This is a genomic window from Bradyrhizobium sp. LeoB3, assembly GCF_055456055.1.
In genome coordinates this window covers 34,431-50,096 of sequence record NZ_JBVBEF010000018.1, presented here as the reverse complement: position 1 = coordinate 50,096, position 15,666 = coordinate 34,431, and the positions used below count along the sequence as shown (strand labels likewise).

Here is a 15,666-nt window from a genome sequence, read left to right as displayed (position 1 = left end):
GTTGGCGTCAACAAGGCGGGGCCTCATGGGAGAGATTGGTTCGCGAAGGCCGCGGCAGCGCAGCGCCGCCGCCTGGCGGCGGATCGTCGTCGTCATCTAGCTGCCGCAGCGCGGAAAGGATATCGGCCAGGCGAATGCTGTGGTCGATCCCCGGGATGTCGCGCAGGCTGGGGCTGGATTCCACCGCGAACATGTCGGATGTCCAGGACGATAGGATGACGCGCTTCTCGGATCGGGATAGCCGCGGGTCCGCCAGGACCTGGGCGGGTGAGTCGTAATGGGCGGCGGGGTGGAAGAGGGGGTGTGTGGCGGCGCTAACGTTGGTCTCGCTCATCGAAGTGTCTCCTTTACGCTCCTTTCCAAGGACACCGTTTGAGTTGAAAGGCGGCGCCGGACGCGCCGCCTTTCATGTTATTGCTTGCCGATCGGGATGCGTTTGACGCTCTCGCGCGCTTCCTCCGATTTCGGCAGCGTGATCGTCAATACGCCGTCGCGGAAGGAAGCTTGCGCCTTGTCTTCGGCAACACCATCAAGGGCGATCCGCCGCTCGAACGCGCCGTAGTAGCGTTCGGAGAAGTACTTTCCGTTATCCGTCCGCTCGGCTTTCTTCTCGCCCCTGAGCGTCAGCACGCCATTGGCGATCTCGACCTGAACGTCCTTCTCCGTCATGCCCGGAAGCTCTGCGGAGACGGTAAGCTCCTTGTCGGTTTCGCTGAGCTCGATCTTCGGCCAACCGAAGCGGCCTTCCAACAGCGGGCTGCTGATGGGACCGAAGGAGCCGAAACCGCGGAACACGTCGTCGAACAGACGGTTCATCTCGCGGTGAAGCGTGATGAAAGGATCGAAATTCTCGCGCGTCGGCGCAAGCTCCTGGCTCTTCGACCAGGGAATGAGATCACGAAAAGCCATCTTATCCTCCTTGTCTCAGCTACGATCTCCCGCGCGGGCGGTTTGGCCCACGCGTGTCCTCGTCAAGCATCAGGCAAGTCAGGCCGCCTGCTTCTGCTCGATTGCTTGGGAGCCCGTACCCGCGATCGGGATGCGTCGCGGCTTCATCGATTCCGGCACCTCGCGGACGAGATCGACGATCAAGAGGCCATCCTTGATGGAGGCCTGCCTAACCTGCACATGGTCAGCGAGGCTGAATACCCGCCGGAACGGTCGCGCGGCGATGCCCTGGTAGAGATAATCGCGCGCCGGTCCCTCAGGTTTCCTGCCTTCGATCGTGAGCATGTCCTGCTCGGCGGTGACGGTGATGTCATTCACGCCAAAGCCGGCAACTGCCAGCGAGATCCGATAGCTGTCCTCGCCGGACCGCTCGATATTGTAAGGGGGATAGTTGTCGTCGGCGGACTGCCGTAGGCTCGCATCGAGCAAATCCGCAAGATGGTCAAAGCCGACTGTGGAGCGCCACAGGGGCGAGAAGTCAAAGGTCCTCATAACCAAGTCCTCCTCAGAGCAAGATGGATACGAAGGAGCGTCGGACACTGTCCGCCGCCCAGTTCGCCGGACCCAAGCTGGCATCCGGCACCACCTTTCTTGGCGGCAAAATCGAATTAGAAAACCGGCGCGAACTTTCAAGAGGGGTGTCCGAAATTTTCCGGCCACTCAGGAAAGTTCGCCAATCGCGTAAGGCGACCGGCGGCATTATCCGCGGGCCGCCCTTGTTGTCGATCAGAAGTCCATCGGCGGCGGGGTGGGCGTCTGCTCGGACTTCTTCGGCTTGTCGGCGACCAATGCTTCCGTCGTGATCAGGAGCGAGGCAACGGATGCCGCGTCCTGCAATGCGGTGCGAACCACCTTCGCCGGATCGATCACGCCGGCGCGTACCAGGTCCTCGTACTCGCCGGTCGCGGCATTGAAGCCCCAATTGTAGTCGCCGCGCTCCAGGAGCTTGCCGACCACGAGTGAACCGTCCTCGCCGGCATTCTCGACGATCTGGCGCGCCGGTATCTGCAAGGCACGACGGACGATATCGACGCCCGCCTTCTGGTCGGCATTGGCGGTCTTGATCTTGTCCAGCGCCTTCAAGGCACGCAGCAGCGCCACGCCGCCGCCGGGAAGGATGCCTTCCTCGACGGCTGCGCGGGTGGCGTGCAGCGCGTCCTCGACCCGGTCCTTGCGCTCCTTCACCTCGATTTCGGTCGCGCCGCCGACCCGGATCACGGCGACGCCGCCGGCGAGCTTGGCGAGCCGCTCCTGAAGCTTCTCGCGATCATAGTCAGAGGTGGTTTCGTCGATCTGCGTCCTGATCTGGGCAGTGCGTGCTTCGATGTCCTTCTTGGCGCCCGCGCCATCGACGATGGTCGTGCTCTCCTTCTCGATTACGACCTTCTTGGCACGGCCGAGCATGTTCAGCGTGACATTCTCGAGCTTGATGCCGAGATCTTCCGAGATCGCGGTGCCGCCGGTGAGGATGGCGATATCCTCGAGCATCGCCTTGCGGCGATCGCCGAAACCCGGCGCCTTCACCGCGGCGACCTTCAGGCCGCCGCGCAGCTTGTTGACGACGAGCGTCGCCAGCGCCTCGCCCTCGATGTCCTCCGCGACGATGAGCAGCGGCTTGCCGGACTGCACCACCGCTTCCAGCAGCGGCAACATCGACTGCAGCGTGGTCAGCTTCTTCTCATTGGTCAGGACATAGGGCTCTTCGAGCTCGACCTTCATCTTCTCCGCATTGGTGACGAAATAGGGCGAGACATAGCCGCGGTCGAACTGCATGCCCTCGACCACTTCCAGCTCGGTGTTGAGGCTCTTCGCCTCCTCGACCGTGATCACGCCTTCATTGCCGACCTTTTGCATGGCATCGGCAAGGAAGCGGCCGATCTCGGCATCTCCGTTGGCGGAGATGGTGCCGACCTGGGCGATCTCATCATTGGAGGTGATCTTCCTGGCATGGGTCTTGAGGTCAGCGACGATCGCTTCGACCGCGAGGTCGATGCCGCGCTTCAGGTCCATAGGATTCATGCCGGCGGCGACCGATTTGGCGCCCTCCCTGACGATCGCCTGTGCGAGCACAGTCGCGGTGGTTGTGCCGTCACCCGCGATGTCGCTGGTTTTGGACGCGACCTCCCGCACCATCTGTGCGCCCATGTTCTCGAACTTGTCCTCGAGCTCGATCTCCTTGGCAACGGTGACGCCATCCTTGGTGATGCGCGGTGCTCCAAAGGATTTTTCCAGCACGACGTTGCGGCCCTTCGGTCCGAGCGTCACCCTGACCGCATTCGCCAGCAGATCTACGCCACGCAACATGCGCTCGCGGGCTTCGGTTGAGAACTTCACGTCTTTCGCGGCCATGACGTTTTCTCCTCTCCCCTTGATGGATCAACTGCGTTCTCTCGTCCTTGTCTGAGCATCGTTATTTTCGGGAAAGCGGTATCCGCTTTTCCGGATCGTACTCTAAGCGGCCTTCCGCGCGGCCTCGGCCGTCCGGCCTGGGCCGAGAGTGTTGCTCTGCTCCATGATGTCACAGGACCGGGAAGCCGGGAACCCGTTCCGGCGGCGGAGATCGGGTAGAGCCGAGCCGCCCGACCAGAGGAACGATGGTGAGGTGCAGGCGTTTATGTCACCGAAGGGCAGGCCTTCTGATGGATAGATCAGCCGCAGGTCGTGAGCTCGCGCAGGCAGCCCAGTTGCTGCGGCGCTCCGCTGTTCGCGAAGGCAGGCCGTTTCCCCTGGGCGCCACCTGGGACGGCCTGGGTGTCAACTTCGCGCTGTTTTCAGCGCATGCCACCAAGGTGGAGCTATGCCTGTTCGACGACGCCGGCCAAACCGAGGTCGAGCGGATCGAGCTTCCCGAATATACCGACGAAGTCTGGCACGGCTATCTGCCGACCGCGCGGCCAGGATTGGTCTATGGCTATCGCGTCCATGGTCCCTATGAACCCGACGCCGGCCATCGCTTCAATCCGAACAAGCTGGTGATCGACCCTTACGCCCGGCAATTGGTCGGGCAGTTGCAATGGGGTCCCGAACTGTTCGGCTACAAGATCGGCGATGCCGACAAGGACAAATCGTTTGATGACCGCGACAATATCCATCTGGTGCAGAAGTGCCGGGTGATCGATCCCGCTTTCACCTGGGGGCGTGACCGCAAGCCTGCGACGCCGTGGGAGCGCACCATCATCTACGAGATGCATGTGAAGGGCTTCACCAAGCTGCATCCATTGGTGCCGGAAGCCGATCGCGGCACGTTCGCGGGCCTCGCCTGCCCGAACGTATCGGCGTATCTGCGCTCGCTCGGCGTCACCAGCGCGGAGCTGTTGCCGATTCATGCTTTCGTCGACGACAGCTATCTGGTCGACAGAGGCCTGCGCAATTATTGGGGCTACAACTCGCTCGCTTTCTTCGCTCCGGATCCGCGCTACCTGCGGACAGGCTTGGCGACCGAGTTCAAGGAGATGGTCAACCAATTCCATGCCCACGGCATCGAGGTGATCCTCGACGTGGTCTATAACCACACCGCCGAAGGCAACGAACTCGGACCGACGCTGTCCTTCAAGGGCATTGATAACGCGAGCTATTATCGGCTGCTGCCCGATCAGAGGCGCTACTACATCAACGATACCGGCACCGGGAACACCGTCAATCTATCGCACCAGCGCGTGCTGCAGATGGTCGCCGACTCTCTTCGCTACTGGGCAACGGAGATGCGCGTCGACGGCTTTCGTTTCGATCTTGCCACCATTCTCGCGCGCGAACCCTACGGCTTCGATGAAGGCGGCAGCTTCCTCGATGCCTGTCGGCAGGACCCGGTGCTCTCCAGCGTCAAGCTGATCGCGGAGCCATGGGACATCGGCCCCGGCGGCTACCAGGTCGGCCAGTTCGCGCCGGGCTGGGCGGAATGGAACGACAAATTCCGCGATACGGCGCGACGCTTCTGGAAAGGGGATGCCGGGCAGGTCGCTGATTTCGTCAAGCGCACTACCGGGTCGGGAGACCTGTTCAACAAGCGCGGCCGCAAACCGTGGGCGAGCGTCAACTTCGTTACCGCCCATGACGGCTTCACCCTCAACGATCTCGTCTCCTACAACGACAAGCACAACGAGGCCAATGGCGAGAAAAACCAGGACGGCCATTCCAACAATCACTCGTGGAATCACGGCGTCGAAGGTCCAACATCGGATGCGGAGATTGTCGCGTTACGCGAGCGGCAGAAGCGCAATTTCCTTGCCACGATGGTCCTGTCGCACGGCACGCCGATGCTGCTCGCCGGCGACGAATTCGGTCACAGCCAGAAGGGCAACAACAACGCCTATGCGCAGGACAACGAGACCACCTGGCTCGATTGGATGAAGATATCGCCTGAAGGACGCGCCTTGCGCGAATTCACGCGAAAGCTGATCGCGATGCGCAAGGCGTTTCCGATCCTTTATCGGAGCCGTTTCCTGATCGGCACCCACAATGAGGAGCTCGACGTCAAGGACGTGACCTGGCTTGCCCCGTCGGGCGAAGAAATGACCGTCGAGCAGTGGCAGGACGGCAATGTGCGCTGCTTCGGGATGCTGCTTGATGGTCGCGCCCAGGAAACCGGAATCAAACGTCGCGGATCGGACGCGACCCTGCTGTTGATCTACAACGCCCATTATGACGTCGTGAACTTTACGCTGCCGGAAGTTCCGGAAGGACAGCACTGGCAGGGGTTGATCGATACCAACCAGCCGGAGGGGCAACTGCCAACCTTTCCGTTCGGCCACGTCTATGCCGTGACCGGACGCTCCATGCTGGCGTTCGGTCTCGCGAGCGAAGACAGCGCCGTGCGCCGCTTGCGGCATGGCATCGGCAGCATCCTTGATGTCGCCGAGTTCCCGCTATCCGATAATGCGTTCACCTAGCGCATGATCCGGAAAAGTGTGAAGCGGTTTTCCGAAAAGATCATGCTCAACAATAACCTAAAGCGCGATAATGATTCATCGTCGTCTCATCGCGCTTTAGACGAGGTGAGGTTCTGCAATCCGGTCTCAGCGCGCTTGCGCAAAGGCGGCAAAGCTGCGGGCGACATGCCGGTACACTTCGCGGCGGAACGGCACGACGAGATCGGGGACGCGGTCGAGCCGCTCCCAGCGCCAGGCGTCGAATTCGGCCGGTTGTCCGTTGCGCGGTGTCAGCGGGTCGATTTCCTCGTCGCGCCCGGTGAATCGCAGCGCGAACCATTTTTGCCGCTGTCCGTGGAATTTGCCGAGACGATGCGGCGGTCCATTGTAGGGCGGGAATTCATAAGTGATCCAATCGGTCTCGCCGAGATAATCGGCCGAGACGGCGCCCGTCTCCTCCCAAAGTTCCCGCATCACCGTCTGGCGCGGTTCCTCGCCAGCATCGATGCCGCCCTGCGGCATCTGCCATTCAAGCCCGGGAAGGATGATTTCCGGACCATCGTCCCTGAATCTGTGGCCGATCAGCACGTGGCCGGACGTGTTGAACAGCGCGACCCCGACATTGGGGCGGTATAGTTTTTCTTCGGACATTCCTATCGGCCCGCGAGCCTGGAAAACTCCTGCACGACCCGCTCATACACCGGCCGCTTGAACGGCACGATCAATTCGGGGAGATTCTTCATCGGCTCCCAGCGCCAGTTCGAGAACTCGGCCTTGTGGCCGCCGCCGGGATGTTCCACGTCGATTTCATTGTCCTTGCCGGTGAAGCGAACCGCGAACCATTTCTGGCGCTGGCCGCGATAGCGGCCCTTCCAGGCGCGCCCTGCGACCGTGCGCGGAATATCGTAAATCAGCCAGTCCTCGACCTCGCCGAGTTTCTCGACCGATCGGACGCTGGTCTCCTCGTAGAGCTCGCGCTTGGCGGCGTCCCAGACGTCTTCACCGGGATCCACGCCGCCTTGCGGCATCTGCCAGATGTGGGTGTCGTCGACATGCTCGATGCCGCCAGCGCGGCGTCCGATAAAGACCAGCCCGTCTCGGTTGAGCAGCATCACGCCAACGCAGGTCCGGTAGGGCAGTTCCTCGTAACGCGTCATTCGATCAGGACTCCCAGAGCGTGATCCGGAACCAGTCGGAAATCGTTTCTCCCTCGCGACGCAAAGCGTTTGCGTGGGAAGATCACGCTCCAACAAAAAGACGAGACCATGACCCGATTCACCTGGCGGATCATGATCTAGAAGACAGGCGGTCCGGAAGTCCGAAGTCGCGCCATCAGGTTGAAGTTCTAGCCCGATTTTGATTTCAGCATCGCGGTTGTCAATGGCACAAGCAGGATACCGCGCGCCTCCAGCGTCTTGGTCCAGGCCGCGAGGCGCTCGATCGAAATCGGCAGCGCCGAGGCCACGCCGACCGCGACGCCGCGTTCCTTGGCAAGCGTCTCGAGCTTGACCAGCACGCGGTCGATCTCCACCGACGTCGGAACCGCATCGATGGTGAAATCGGCCTTGGCAAAGGGCAGCGCCTGGCCGGCGGCGAGCGAGGCCGCGACGCTGCGTGGCGTGGCGCCGTCGTCGAAATAGCTCAAGCCGCGCTTGGCTGCTTCACGCATGATCGGCTGCATCACCGGATCGGTCGCCACGAAACGGGCGCCCATGAAATTGGCGATGCCGGCATAGCCCTGGATGCGGCTGAAGTGCCAATAAAGCCGGTCGAGATTCTGTTCCGCGTTCAGGGTCGTCAGCAGCGTTTGGGGGCCAGGGTCATTGTCCGGGTAGTCGAACGGCTCCATCGGGACCTGCAGCAGGATCTCGTGACGCTGCGCACGCGCCCGTTCGGCAAGCTTGGTCGGGTCGGCGCCATAGGGCGTGAAGGCCAGCGTCACCGCCGGCGGCAGTTTCATGATGGCGTCGGTGGTTTTGGCGGCGCCGACGCCGAGCCCCCCGACCACGATCGCCACCACGGGTGTTTTTGCCGCCTTGGCGCGGTCGGCATCGGCCGCATAGACCGTAAACGGCCTCAAGCCGTCGGCGACCACAGGGATCATGCCATAGCGCGATTTTTCCAGGAGGCGCTGGTCTATGCCGGTCATCGGCCCTGGCGCGGCGTCGGACTCGGCCTTGTCGGCGGCATCGCCGCTGACGACGACGTCATGCCGCGCGCCGCTCGAGCCGTCGATGATGGTGACCGTCTTGCTCTCGCCGGCAGCCTGCCTGGGCGGCGATTTCGCCATGGGCTCGGCGGCAGGGCCGGCGGCTGCGGGTTTTTCCTCCGCCACCGGCGCCTTGCGCAAGGCGATATGGGCGATCGGCTCGCCGCCGAGCGGATCATCGTTGAACAAGGCGATGCCGGCGAAAGTGACCAGGATCAGGCCGAGCATCACCGCCAGCACCTGCGTGGCCGTGAACGGCACCTGGAACCGGCGTTTTTTGGCCACGGTTTCCTGTCCGAGCGGTGCGCTCAGTTCGTCGGCCGCCTCTGCCATGAACCCCCCGAATCAGCTCCGCCGACGATAGCACAGCCGCTTCTCGGAGGACGCCGGACACCCGTAGCTCGGGTGGAGCCGACGGGGCTACAGGACCCTCGAAATGAAAAGGGCGGCCGAAGGGGCCGCCCTTGGTCTGAATTCGCGATGGCCGATCAGTTCGCGGCCTTGCTGCCTGGCTTGTTGTCGACCGCAGCCTTGTCACCGCCGGGCGGCGGCGCCGAGCTGGCGGTGGACTTGATGCCATGCAGGAGGTCGTCGGCCAGCTTGAGTGCCTTGTCGTCCTTGGCGTCCGGCGGCACGTAGGACTGCGAGCCGGTCTTCTCGTCGCCGTCGGATTTCAGATGGCCGCGCAGCGAGGCCTCACCCTTGGTGTCGGTGCGGGCCTTCAGTTCATCCGGCACATCCTGCAGCACCTCGATATCGGGCACGATGCCCTTGGCTTGGATCGACTTGCCTGATGGCGTGTAGTAGCGCGCGGTGGTCAGCCGCAACGCGCCGTTGCCGCTGCCGAGCGGGATGATGGTCTGGACCGAACCCTTGCCGAAGGAGCGGGTGCCGACCAGCGTCGCCCGCTTGTGGTCCTGCAACGCGCCGGCGACGATTTCCGAGGCCGAGGCCGAGCCGCCGTTGATCAGCACGATGACCGGCTTACCCTTGGTCAGGTCGCCCGCATGGGCGGCGCGGCGCTGGGTTTCCTCGGCATTGCGGCCGCGGGTCGAGACGATCTCGCCGCGCTCCAGGAAGGCGTCGGACACCGTCACGGCTTCTTCCAGGAGGCCGCCGGGATTGTTGCGGAGGTCGATGATGTAGCCCTTCAGCTTGTCGCCGATCTGGCTCGAGAGATTCGCGATCTCCTTCTTCAGGCCTTCGGTGGTCTGCTCGTTGAAGGTGGTGATGCGGATATAGGCGATGTCGTCGGCCTCGACGCGGGCGCGCACCGAGCGGACGCGGATGTTGTCACGCACCAGCGTGACCTCGATCGGATTGTCCTGGCCCTTGCGGACGATCTTCAGCCGGATCTTGGTGTTCACCGGCCCGCGCATCTTCTCGACGGCCTGGTTGAGGGTCAGACCCTGCACGGCTTCGTCGTCGAGGGTGGTGATGATGTCGTTGGCCATGATGCCGGCCTTCGAGGCGGGGGTATCGTCGATCGGGGAGACGACCTTGATCAGCCCGTCTTCCATCGTGACCTCGATGCCGAGGCCGCCGAACTCGCCGCGCGTCTGCACCTGCATGTCGCGGAAGCTCTTGGCGTCCATGTAGCTCGAGTGCGGATCGAGCCCGGCCAGCATGCCGCTGATGGCGGATTCCACGAGCTTGCTGTCATCGGGCTTCTCGACATAGTCGCTGCGCACGCGCTCGAACACGTCGCCGAACAGATTGAGCTGGCGGTAGGTATCCGAGGTCGCGGCGCGCGCGCTTGATCCCATCAGCACGGCGCGCGGTTGGGTAACGAACAGCGTCAACGCTGCACCGCATGCGGCGCTGAGGAGAACTACAGAAGTCTTGCGCATCATCCGCGAACCTTTTCGCCTTCATTTGCGGCCCACCATGGGCCTGGATCGATTGGAGTGCCGTCCTTACGGAACTCGACGTAGAGCACGGGTTGGCTCGCGTTTGTAGCGAAAATAGAGGCAACCTGGGACGTAGACCCCATGGTCGCGACCGGCTCCCCCGTAAGTACAAACTGGCCGATGTTTACCGAAATACGCTCCATCCCGGCGATCAAAACATGATACCCGCCCCCGGCGTTGAGGATCAAGAGTTGACCGTAGCTTCGGAAGGGTCCGGCATAGACGACCCAGCCGTCACACGGGGTTGTGACCTGGGCACCGGGCAGCGCTGCCAAAGAAATGCCTTTTTGCACGCCGCCAGCACCGTCAGAGCCGCCAAAATCACGAATCCTGGTACCGTTAACAGGGTAGGCGAACAGGCCCTTGGCCGAGGCAAAGGCGACCGCCGGCCTCAGCCGCGCCGAATCCTTCAAAGCGCCCAGATTTGGCTTGCCGTTCGGGGCGGCGGGCGTGCCCTGGAGGTTGGCGGTGGCGGCCGCTTTCGCGGCGCTCTTCAGATCCTGTTCCATCTTGGCGATCAGGCCCTGCAGGTCGTCGACCTGCTTGGACAGGGCGATGGCCCGCGCGCCTTCCGCTGCCATGTCCTTTTCGATCGCGCTCTGCTGGCGTTGTCGCTCCTCGACCAGCGCCGCGAGCCGGACCTGGTCTTCCCTGAGCTTGTCGCGGTCGCGCGCCATTGCATCGCGCTCGCTGGCGATGGTCTTGCGCAGCGCAACCAGCTCGCCGAGGTCGGCGGTCAGCTTTTCCGCGCGCCCCCGCAATTCAGGCACGACCGCACCGAGCAGCATCGCGGTCCGCAGCGACTGCAGTGCGTCTTCTGGCCGCACCAGGAGCGCCGGCGGCGTGCGCCGGCCGGCACGTTGCAGCGCCGCCAGCACCTCGATGATCTCGGCGCGGCGAGAATCGAGCGAGGCGCGGATCTCCTGCTCGCGGCCGTCGAGCGGGCGCAGCCGCGCCTCTGCATCGACGATCCGGCCTTCGACGCCGCGCACTTGGCCCGCAATGTCGATGATCTGCTGGTTGAGCTTGCTGCGGTCCTGACCGATCGCGGCAATGTCGGCCTTCAATTTCTCCTGCAGCTCGGTGGCTTTTCGTTGCTGTTCGCGGACGGCCTCAAGCTCCTGCTCCCGCTGCTTGATGATATCGGGCGAAGGCGCGGTTGCCGCGGTCTGTTGCTGTTGCGGCGGTGTTTGCGCGATCGCGGTTGTGGCAAGGCTTCCGGACCACAAAAGGGTTGCCGACAGCAACACAACCGGAAGGGGAAGCCAGGATGCCGGATACCGGCCGCGGTGCGCGGCGTCGGGATAACGGTGAAGGTCGCGCAGCGACGGCATCGGATTGTTCAGCGCTTTCTCTTGACGGTTCACGCGCGATGATAGGGGTGGCCGGCCAAAATGGTCGCCGCCCGATAAATCTGTTCCAGAAGCATGACCCGGACCATCTGGTGCGGCCAAGTCGCTGCGCCGAATGCGACGCGCAGCTTGGCCTTGCGCTGCAAATCAGGCGAAAGTCCGTCGGCGCCGCCGATGACGAAAATAGTATTGGCGACCGATTGGTCCCGCCAGCGCCCGAGATACCCGGCAAATGCCGCGCTGTCGACGTTCTCGCCGCGCTCATCCAGCGCCACGAGCAGGTGTTTTTCCGGGATCAGCGCCGAGATCGCCGCGGCTTCCTCGGCCATCCTTGTTGCCGCGTCGCGCGCGCGGCTTTCCGAAATTTCATGAACGTCCAGGCCGCGGAAGCCGAGCTTGCGACCGATATCGTCGAAGCGCTCGCGATAGCGCTCCGCCAGTTCCCGCTCCGGGCCCTGCTTCAATCGGCCGATCGCGATGACAAGTAACCGCATTAACGCATGTTAGCATGCGCATCGGCCGATTTGCATCGGCTCAGAGATCTAGACCGCCGCGACCGGGCTTTGCGTCCACAACCGCTCGAGATTGTAGAACTCGCGCACCTCGGGCCTGAACACGTGCACGATCACATCGCCGGAATCGATCAGCACCCAGTCGCAATTGGGCAAGCCTTCGACATGGATTTTGCTGATGCCGTTTTCCTTCAGGGCTTTCGTGACGTTCTCCGCGATCGCACCGACGTGCCGGTTGGCCCGGCCCGAGGTGATGACCATGTAGTCGGAGTATGCTGATTTGCCGCGAAGGTCGATGGTGACCGTTTCTTCCGCCTTCATATCGTCGAGGCGGGAGAGGATCATATTCAGGGTCTTGTCGGCGTCGCCTTGCGCCTTCAAGGCCGCAGTCGGGGTCGATGTTTTACGCGCAGGTTTTGCTGCCTTGTTGGCTGCCTTGGGTAAAACAGACTTGGACAATACAGGTGTGGCCAGGGACCATTCCTTTCACTGTATCGCGAACGCCGAATCTCGGTGCCCGCCGCCTATACTACGCATGTGGGGTTAAGGGTTTCAATATTCCAGTAAGCCCCACGCCACTTGCCGCATGATCCATCTCGATCATGCGCTAGACCGTCCTCCAGCTCCCATCAGGGTTCCGAAGGCCGGTCGAAGACAGATTGGATTTCATGCCAGTGAGAAAGACCCAGGCCGGCGCCCGCTGATCCGCCAGCCGGGGCGCCTGATTCTCGGGCAGACGATAGCGGGCGAGCGCCTGTGCGGCGGGCGCGGCGAGCGCGCGGAAACTTTGTGGCGGACGGTCGATCACGGCGATCGGCACATCGGAGGCGATGCGCCGCCAGTCTTTCCAACGGTGGAACTGCGCGAGGTTATCGGCGCCCATGATCCAGACAAAATGCACGCCGGAGACGCGGCGCCGCAAATGGATGATCGTGTCTACAGTGTAGCGCGTGCCGATGACAGCTTCGAGACAGCTCACATCGATACGAGGATCGTCGGCCACTTTCAGTGCGGCTGCAGCGCGCTCGGCGAGCGCATGCAGGCCGTCGTGATTCTTGAGCGGGTTGCCGGGCGTGAGCAGCCACCAGACGCGGTCGAGCTGCAGCCGCTTGAGCGCGAACTGGCTGATCGCGCGATGCGCGGCATGCGGCGGATTGAAGGAGCCGCCAAGCAGGCCGATGCGCATTCCGTTGGTGTAGAACGGAAGCGCCCGCGCGACCGATGGCGACGCGATCTGGGCTGGCTTCAATGGGATCACAAGTTTGGCTTCACGGCCGCGTCTGTCCGGTGCCGTGGATGCGATACTTGAAGCTCGTCAGTTGCTCGGCGCCGACCGGCCCGCGGGCGTGGAACTTGCCGGTGGCTATCCCGATCTCCGCGCCGAAGCCGAACTCGCCGCCGTCGGCGAACTGGGTCGAGGCGTTGTGCAGCACGATCGCGGAGTCGACCTCATTGAGGAATTTCTCCGCAACAGCCTTATCATCCGTCACGACGGCATCGGTATGCCGCGAGCCGTGCTGGTGGATATGCGCGATCGCTTCATCGACGCCGTCGACGATTCGAGCCGCGATGATCGCGTCCTCATATTCGGTGTCCCAGTCTTCCTCGGCTGCCGGCTTCACGCGGGCATCGACGCGTTGCACCGTCTCGTCACCGCGCACCTCGCAGCCGGCATCGATCAGCATTTCGACCAGCGGCTTCAGGCTGGCGGAGGCGCCGGCGCGGTCGACCAGAAGCGTCTCGGCCGCGCCGCAGACGCCGGGACGCCGCATCTTGGCGTTCAGCACGATCGACTTCGCCATCTCCAGATTGGCCGAGCGGTCGACATAAACGTGGTTGACGCCCTCCAGATGGGCGAACACCGGCACGCGCGCTTCGGCTTCCACCCGCGCGACCAGGCTCTTGCCGCCGCGCGGCACGATCACATCGACGCCGCCGTTCAACCCGGTGAGCAATAGCCCAACCGCGGCCCGATCGCGGGTCGGCACCAGCGTGATCGCGGCTTCCGGCAGACCCGCCTCGCGCAGGCCCTGCGCCAGGCACTCATGGATCGCGCGGCAGGAGCGGAAACTGTCGGAGCCGCCGCGCAGGATTACGGCGTTGCCGGATTTCAGGCACAGCACGCCGGCATCGGCCGCGACATTGGGGCGGCTTTCGAAGATTACGGCGATGACGCCGAGCGGCACGCGGACACGTTCGATGGTCATGCCGTTAGGCCGCTGCCAGCTCTCGGTGACGGCGCCGACCGGATCGGGAATGTTGCGCACGGTGGCGACGCCATCGGCCATCGCCTCGATGCGCGCCTGCGTCAGCGTCAAGCGGTCGACGAATGCCGAGGTCGCACCGCTCGCGCGCGCCTCGGCGACATCCTCGGCATTGGCGGCAAGGATGGTCGGTGCATTCTCGCGGATGGCACGCTCGATCGCGGCAAGGGCCCTGTTCTTCTGCTCGGGCGGCGCGAGCGCCAGCACGCGCGCAGCGGCACGCGCTTGTGTCGCGAGTTCATTCATGAGGGTCGGCAGATCGGCGTTACCGTCGATCGCCTTCAGCGGCGCAGTCATGGAGTGTCCCAGCGTTCTGTTAAGACCATGGTCTAGCACGGAAATCGGGGCCTTGGCGAGGCGAGGAACCGGCATGGCAGGTCGAACCGGGCGGGCTCCACCGGTCGCCGCAAGTCCGCAGGAGCTCGGCCAATGCCCTATTTGGCCGGAATGACCCCTGCAGGGCCGACCACCAGATCGTCGCGGTGGATCATCTCCGCCCGGCCGCTGATGCCTAGGATGGCCATCACGTCGGGGGAGGAGCGGCCCTTGATCTTGTCGGCGTCCTCTGCGTCGTAGGCGACGAGGCCGCGGCCGATCTCATGGGTATCGGGGCCACGGACGATCACCGCGTCGCCGCGGGCGAACTGGCCGTCGATCCGGATCACGCCGGCCGGCAACAGGCTCTTTCCGGCCCGCAGCGCGGCCACCGCGCCGGCGTCGATGGTCAGCGTGCCCTTCGGTTCCAGCGAGCCGGCGATCCAGCGTTTACGCGCTGTGATCGGGTTGGCCGGCGTCAGGAACCAGGTGCAGCGCCCGCCGTCCGTGATCGCCTGCAAGGGATGCTCGATCTTGCCGGAGGCGATCAGCATGTGCGTGCCGCCGGTGGTCGCGATCTTGGCCGCTTCGATCTTGGTGCGCATGCCGCCGCGCGACAGCTCGGATCCAGCCTCGCCCGCCATCGCCTCTATCTCCGCGCTGATGCTTTCGACCACCGGGATCAGTTTTGCGTTGGGGTTGCCGGCTGGCGGCGCGTCATAGAGGCCGTCGATGTCGGACAGCAGGACGAGGAGATCGGCGCTCGCCATCGTAGCGACGCGGGCAGCGAGGCGGTCATTGTCGCCATAGCGGATCTCGTTGGTGGCGACCGTGTCGTTCTCGTTGATCACGGGCACCGCGCGCCATTCCAGGAGCTTGGCGATCGTCGAGCGCGCATTCAGATAGCGGCGGCGCTCCTCGGTATCCTGCAGCGTGACCAGGATCTGTCCGGCGCGAATCCCGTGATCGCCAAGCACTTCCGACCAGATCCGTGCCAGCGCAATCTGGCCGACGGCGGCCGCACCCTGGCTCTCCTCGAGCTTGAGGGGCCCGCGCGGCAGTTTCAACTGGCTACGTCCGAGCGCGATCGAACCGGAGGAGACGATCAACACCTCCCGGCCTTCCCGGTGCAGCTTGGCGATGTCCGCGGCGAGCGCAGACAGCCACGACGACTTGACCTCGCCCGCCTCGGAATCGATCAGGAGCGATGAGCCGACCTTGACGACGATACGGCGAAAGCGATTGAGCGCGGGGCGTTTCATGGGTTCGGTCGGAGCAGAGCAGCGGAGGG

General features: G+C 63.7%; 15 protein-coding genes. 1 reads left to right on the top strand and 14 read right to left on the bottom strand.

Translation table 11 applies throughout. The features are described from left to right. Window positions 1–7: 7 nt before the first annotated feature. From ACZXDY_RS15080 to groL, 4 genes are all read right to left on the bottom strand, one after another. Window positions 8–334 (bottom strand): hypothetical protein, encoded by a 327-nt coding sequence (locus tag ACZXDY_RS15080; RefSeq protein WP_464346029.1) that lies wholly within the window; start codon window positions 332–334, stop codon window positions 8–10. Window positions 335–411: 77 nt separating this feature from the next. Then, the gene (locus ACZXDY_RS15075) at window positions 412–909 is read right to left on the bottom strand and encodes an Hsp20/alpha crystallin family protein (RefSeq protein ID WP_464346028.1); all 498 of its coding nucleotides are present in this window, start codon (window positions 907–909) and stop codon (window positions 412–414) included. Between the two features lie 78 nt (window positions 910–987). After that, window positions 988–1,440, bottom strand: coding sequence for an Hsp20 family protein (locus ACZXDY_RS15070; RefSeq protein ID WP_130225350.1), 453 nt, complete (start codon window positions 1,438–1,440; stop codon window positions 988–990). 234 nt (window positions 1,441–1,674) lie between these two features. After that, entirely contained in the window at window positions 1,675–3,297 is a 1,623-nt protein-coding gene (groL, locus tag ACZXDY_RS15065; protein WP_028166259.1) for a chaperonin GroEL, read from the bottom strand. Window positions 3,298–3,587: 290 nt separating this feature from the next. On the opposite strand from groL, the gene glgX reads away from it, so the two are divergent. After that, window positions 3,588–5,834: a glycogen debranching protein GlgX gene (glgX, locus tag ACZXDY_RS15060; protein ID WP_028166260.1), complete on the top strand. Its 2,247-nt coding sequence runs from the start codon at window positions 3,588–3,590 to the stop codon at window positions 5,832–5,834. 126 nt (window positions 5,835–5,960) lie between these two features. On the opposite strand, the gene ACZXDY_RS15055 is transcribed toward glgX, so the two are convergent. The 10 genes from ACZXDY_RS15055 to proB form a co-directional block, all read right to left on the bottom strand. After that, on the bottom strand, window positions 5,961–6,464 hold the full coding sequence (locus tag ACZXDY_RS15055; protein ID WP_464346027.1) for an RNA pyrophosphohydrolase: 504 nt from the start codon (window positions 6,462–6,464) through the stop codon (window positions 5,961–5,963). Window positions 6,465–6,466: 2 nt separating this feature from the next. Continuing rightward, window positions 6,467–6,970 carry an RNA pyrophosphohydrolase gene (locus ACZXDY_RS15050; RefSeq protein ID WP_028166262.1) on the bottom strand — a complete coding sequence of 168 codons (504 nt, stop codon included), beginning with the start codon at window positions 6,968–6,970 and terminating at the stop codon, window positions 6,467–6,469. A gap of 188 nt (window positions 6,971–7,158) precedes the next feature. Then, window positions 7,159–8,355, bottom strand: coding sequence for a divergent polysaccharide deacetylase family protein (locus ACZXDY_RS15045; RefSeq protein WP_464346026.1), 1,197 nt, complete (start codon window positions 8,353–8,355; stop codon window positions 7,159–7,161). A 155-nt stretch (window positions 8,356–8,510) separates the two neighbouring features. After that, window positions 8,511–9,875, bottom strand: a complete 1,365-nt coding sequence (locus tag ACZXDY_RS15040; protein WP_464346025.1) for a S41 family peptidase — start codon at window positions 9,873–9,875, stop codon at window positions 8,511–8,513. Then, window positions 9,872–11,299, bottom strand: a complete 1,428-nt coding sequence (locus ACZXDY_RS15035) for a murein hydrolase activator EnvC family protein (protein WP_464346024.1) — start codon at window positions 11,297–11,299, stop codon at window positions 9,872–9,874. The genes ACZXDY_RS15040 and ACZXDY_RS15035 overlap by 4 nt, the downstream gene beginning before the upstream one ends. Next, window positions 11,296–11,778, bottom strand: coding sequence for a 23S rRNA (pseudouridine(1915)-N(3))-methyltransferase RlmH (gene rlmH / locus ACZXDY_RS15030; protein ID WP_208827485.1), 483 nt, complete (start codon window positions 11,776–11,778; stop codon window positions 11,296–11,298). Before rlmH ends, ACZXDY_RS15035 begins: the two co-directional genes overlap by 4 nt. Window positions 11,779–11,826: 48 nt before the next feature. Further along, complete coding sequence (gene rsfS / locus ACZXDY_RS15025; protein WP_028166267.1) at window positions 11,827–12,177, bottom strand: ribosome silencing factor; 351 nt, start codon at window positions 12,175–12,177, stop codon at window positions 11,827–11,829. A 226-nt stretch (window positions 12,178–12,403) separates the two neighbouring features. Further along, window positions 12,404–13,045 (bottom strand): nicotinate-nucleotide adenylyltransferase, encoded by a 642-nt coding sequence (locus ACZXDY_RS15020; RefSeq protein WP_035691165.1) that lies wholly within the window; start codon window positions 13,043–13,045, stop codon window positions 12,404–12,406. A 19-nt stretch (window positions 13,046–13,064) separates the two neighbouring features. Then, on the bottom strand, window positions 13,065–14,357 hold the full coding sequence (locus tag ACZXDY_RS15015) for a glutamate-5-semialdehyde dehydrogenase (protein ID WP_464346023.1): 1,293 nt from the start codon (window positions 14,355–14,357) through the stop codon (window positions 13,065–13,067). A gap of 137 nt (window positions 14,358–14,494) precedes the next feature. Then, window positions 14,495–15,637 carry a glutamate 5-kinase gene (gene proB / locus ACZXDY_RS15010; protein ID WP_464346022.1) on the bottom strand — a complete coding sequence of 381 codons (1,143 nt, stop codon included), beginning with the start codon at window positions 15,635–15,637 and terminating at the stop codon, window positions 14,495–14,497. Window positions 15,638–15,666: the final 29 nt, after the last annotated feature.

Bases quoted from the DNA above. Each gene is read 5' to 3' on its own strand.
- ACZXDY_RS15080 (WP_464346029.1), bottom strand. From the start codon at position 334: ATGAGCGAGACCAACGTTAGCGCCGCCACACACCCCCTCTTCCACCCC.
- ACZXDY_RS15075 (WP_464346028.1), bottom strand. From the start codon at position 909: ATGGCTTTTCGTGATCTCATTCCCTGGTCGAAGAGCCAGGAGCTTGCG.
- ACZXDY_RS15070 (WP_130225350.1), bottom strand. From the start codon at position 1,440: ATGAGGACCTTTGACTTCTCGCCCCTGTGGCGCTCCACAGTCGGCTTT.
- groL (WP_028166259.1), bottom strand. From the start codon at position 3,297: ATGGCCGCGAAAGACGTGAAGTTCTCAACCGAAGCCCGCGAGCGCATG.
- glgX (WP_028166260.1), top strand. From the start codon at position 3,588: ATGGATAGATCAGCCGCAGGTCGTGAGCTCGCGCAGGCAGCCCAGTTG.
- ACZXDY_RS15055 (WP_464346027.1), bottom strand. From the start codon at position 6,464: ATGTCCGAAGAAAAACTATACCGCCCCAATGTCGGGGTCGCGCTGTTC.
- ACZXDY_RS15050 (WP_028166262.1), bottom strand. From the start codon at position 6,970: ATGACGCGTTACGAGGAACTGCCCTACCGGACCTGCGTTGGCGTGATG.
- ACZXDY_RS15045 (WP_464346026.1), bottom strand. From the start codon at position 8,355: ATGGCAGAGGCGGCCGACGAACTGAGCGCACCGCTCGGACAGGAAACC.
- ACZXDY_RS15040 (WP_464346025.1), bottom strand. From the start codon at position 9,875: ATGATGCGCAAGACTTCTGTAGTTCTCCTCAGCGCCGCATGCGGTGCA.
- rlmH (WP_208827485.1), bottom strand. From the start codon at position 11,778: ATGCGGTTACTTGTCATCGCGATCGGCCGATTGAAGCAGGGCCCGGAG.
- ACZXDY_RS15015 (WP_464346023.1), bottom strand. From the start codon at position 14,357: ATGACTGCGCCGCTGAAGGCGATCGACGGTAACGCCGATCTGCCGACC.
- proB (WP_464346022.1), bottom strand. From the start codon at position 15,637: ATGAAACGCCCCGCGCTCAATCGCTTTCGCCGTATCGTCGTCAAGGTC.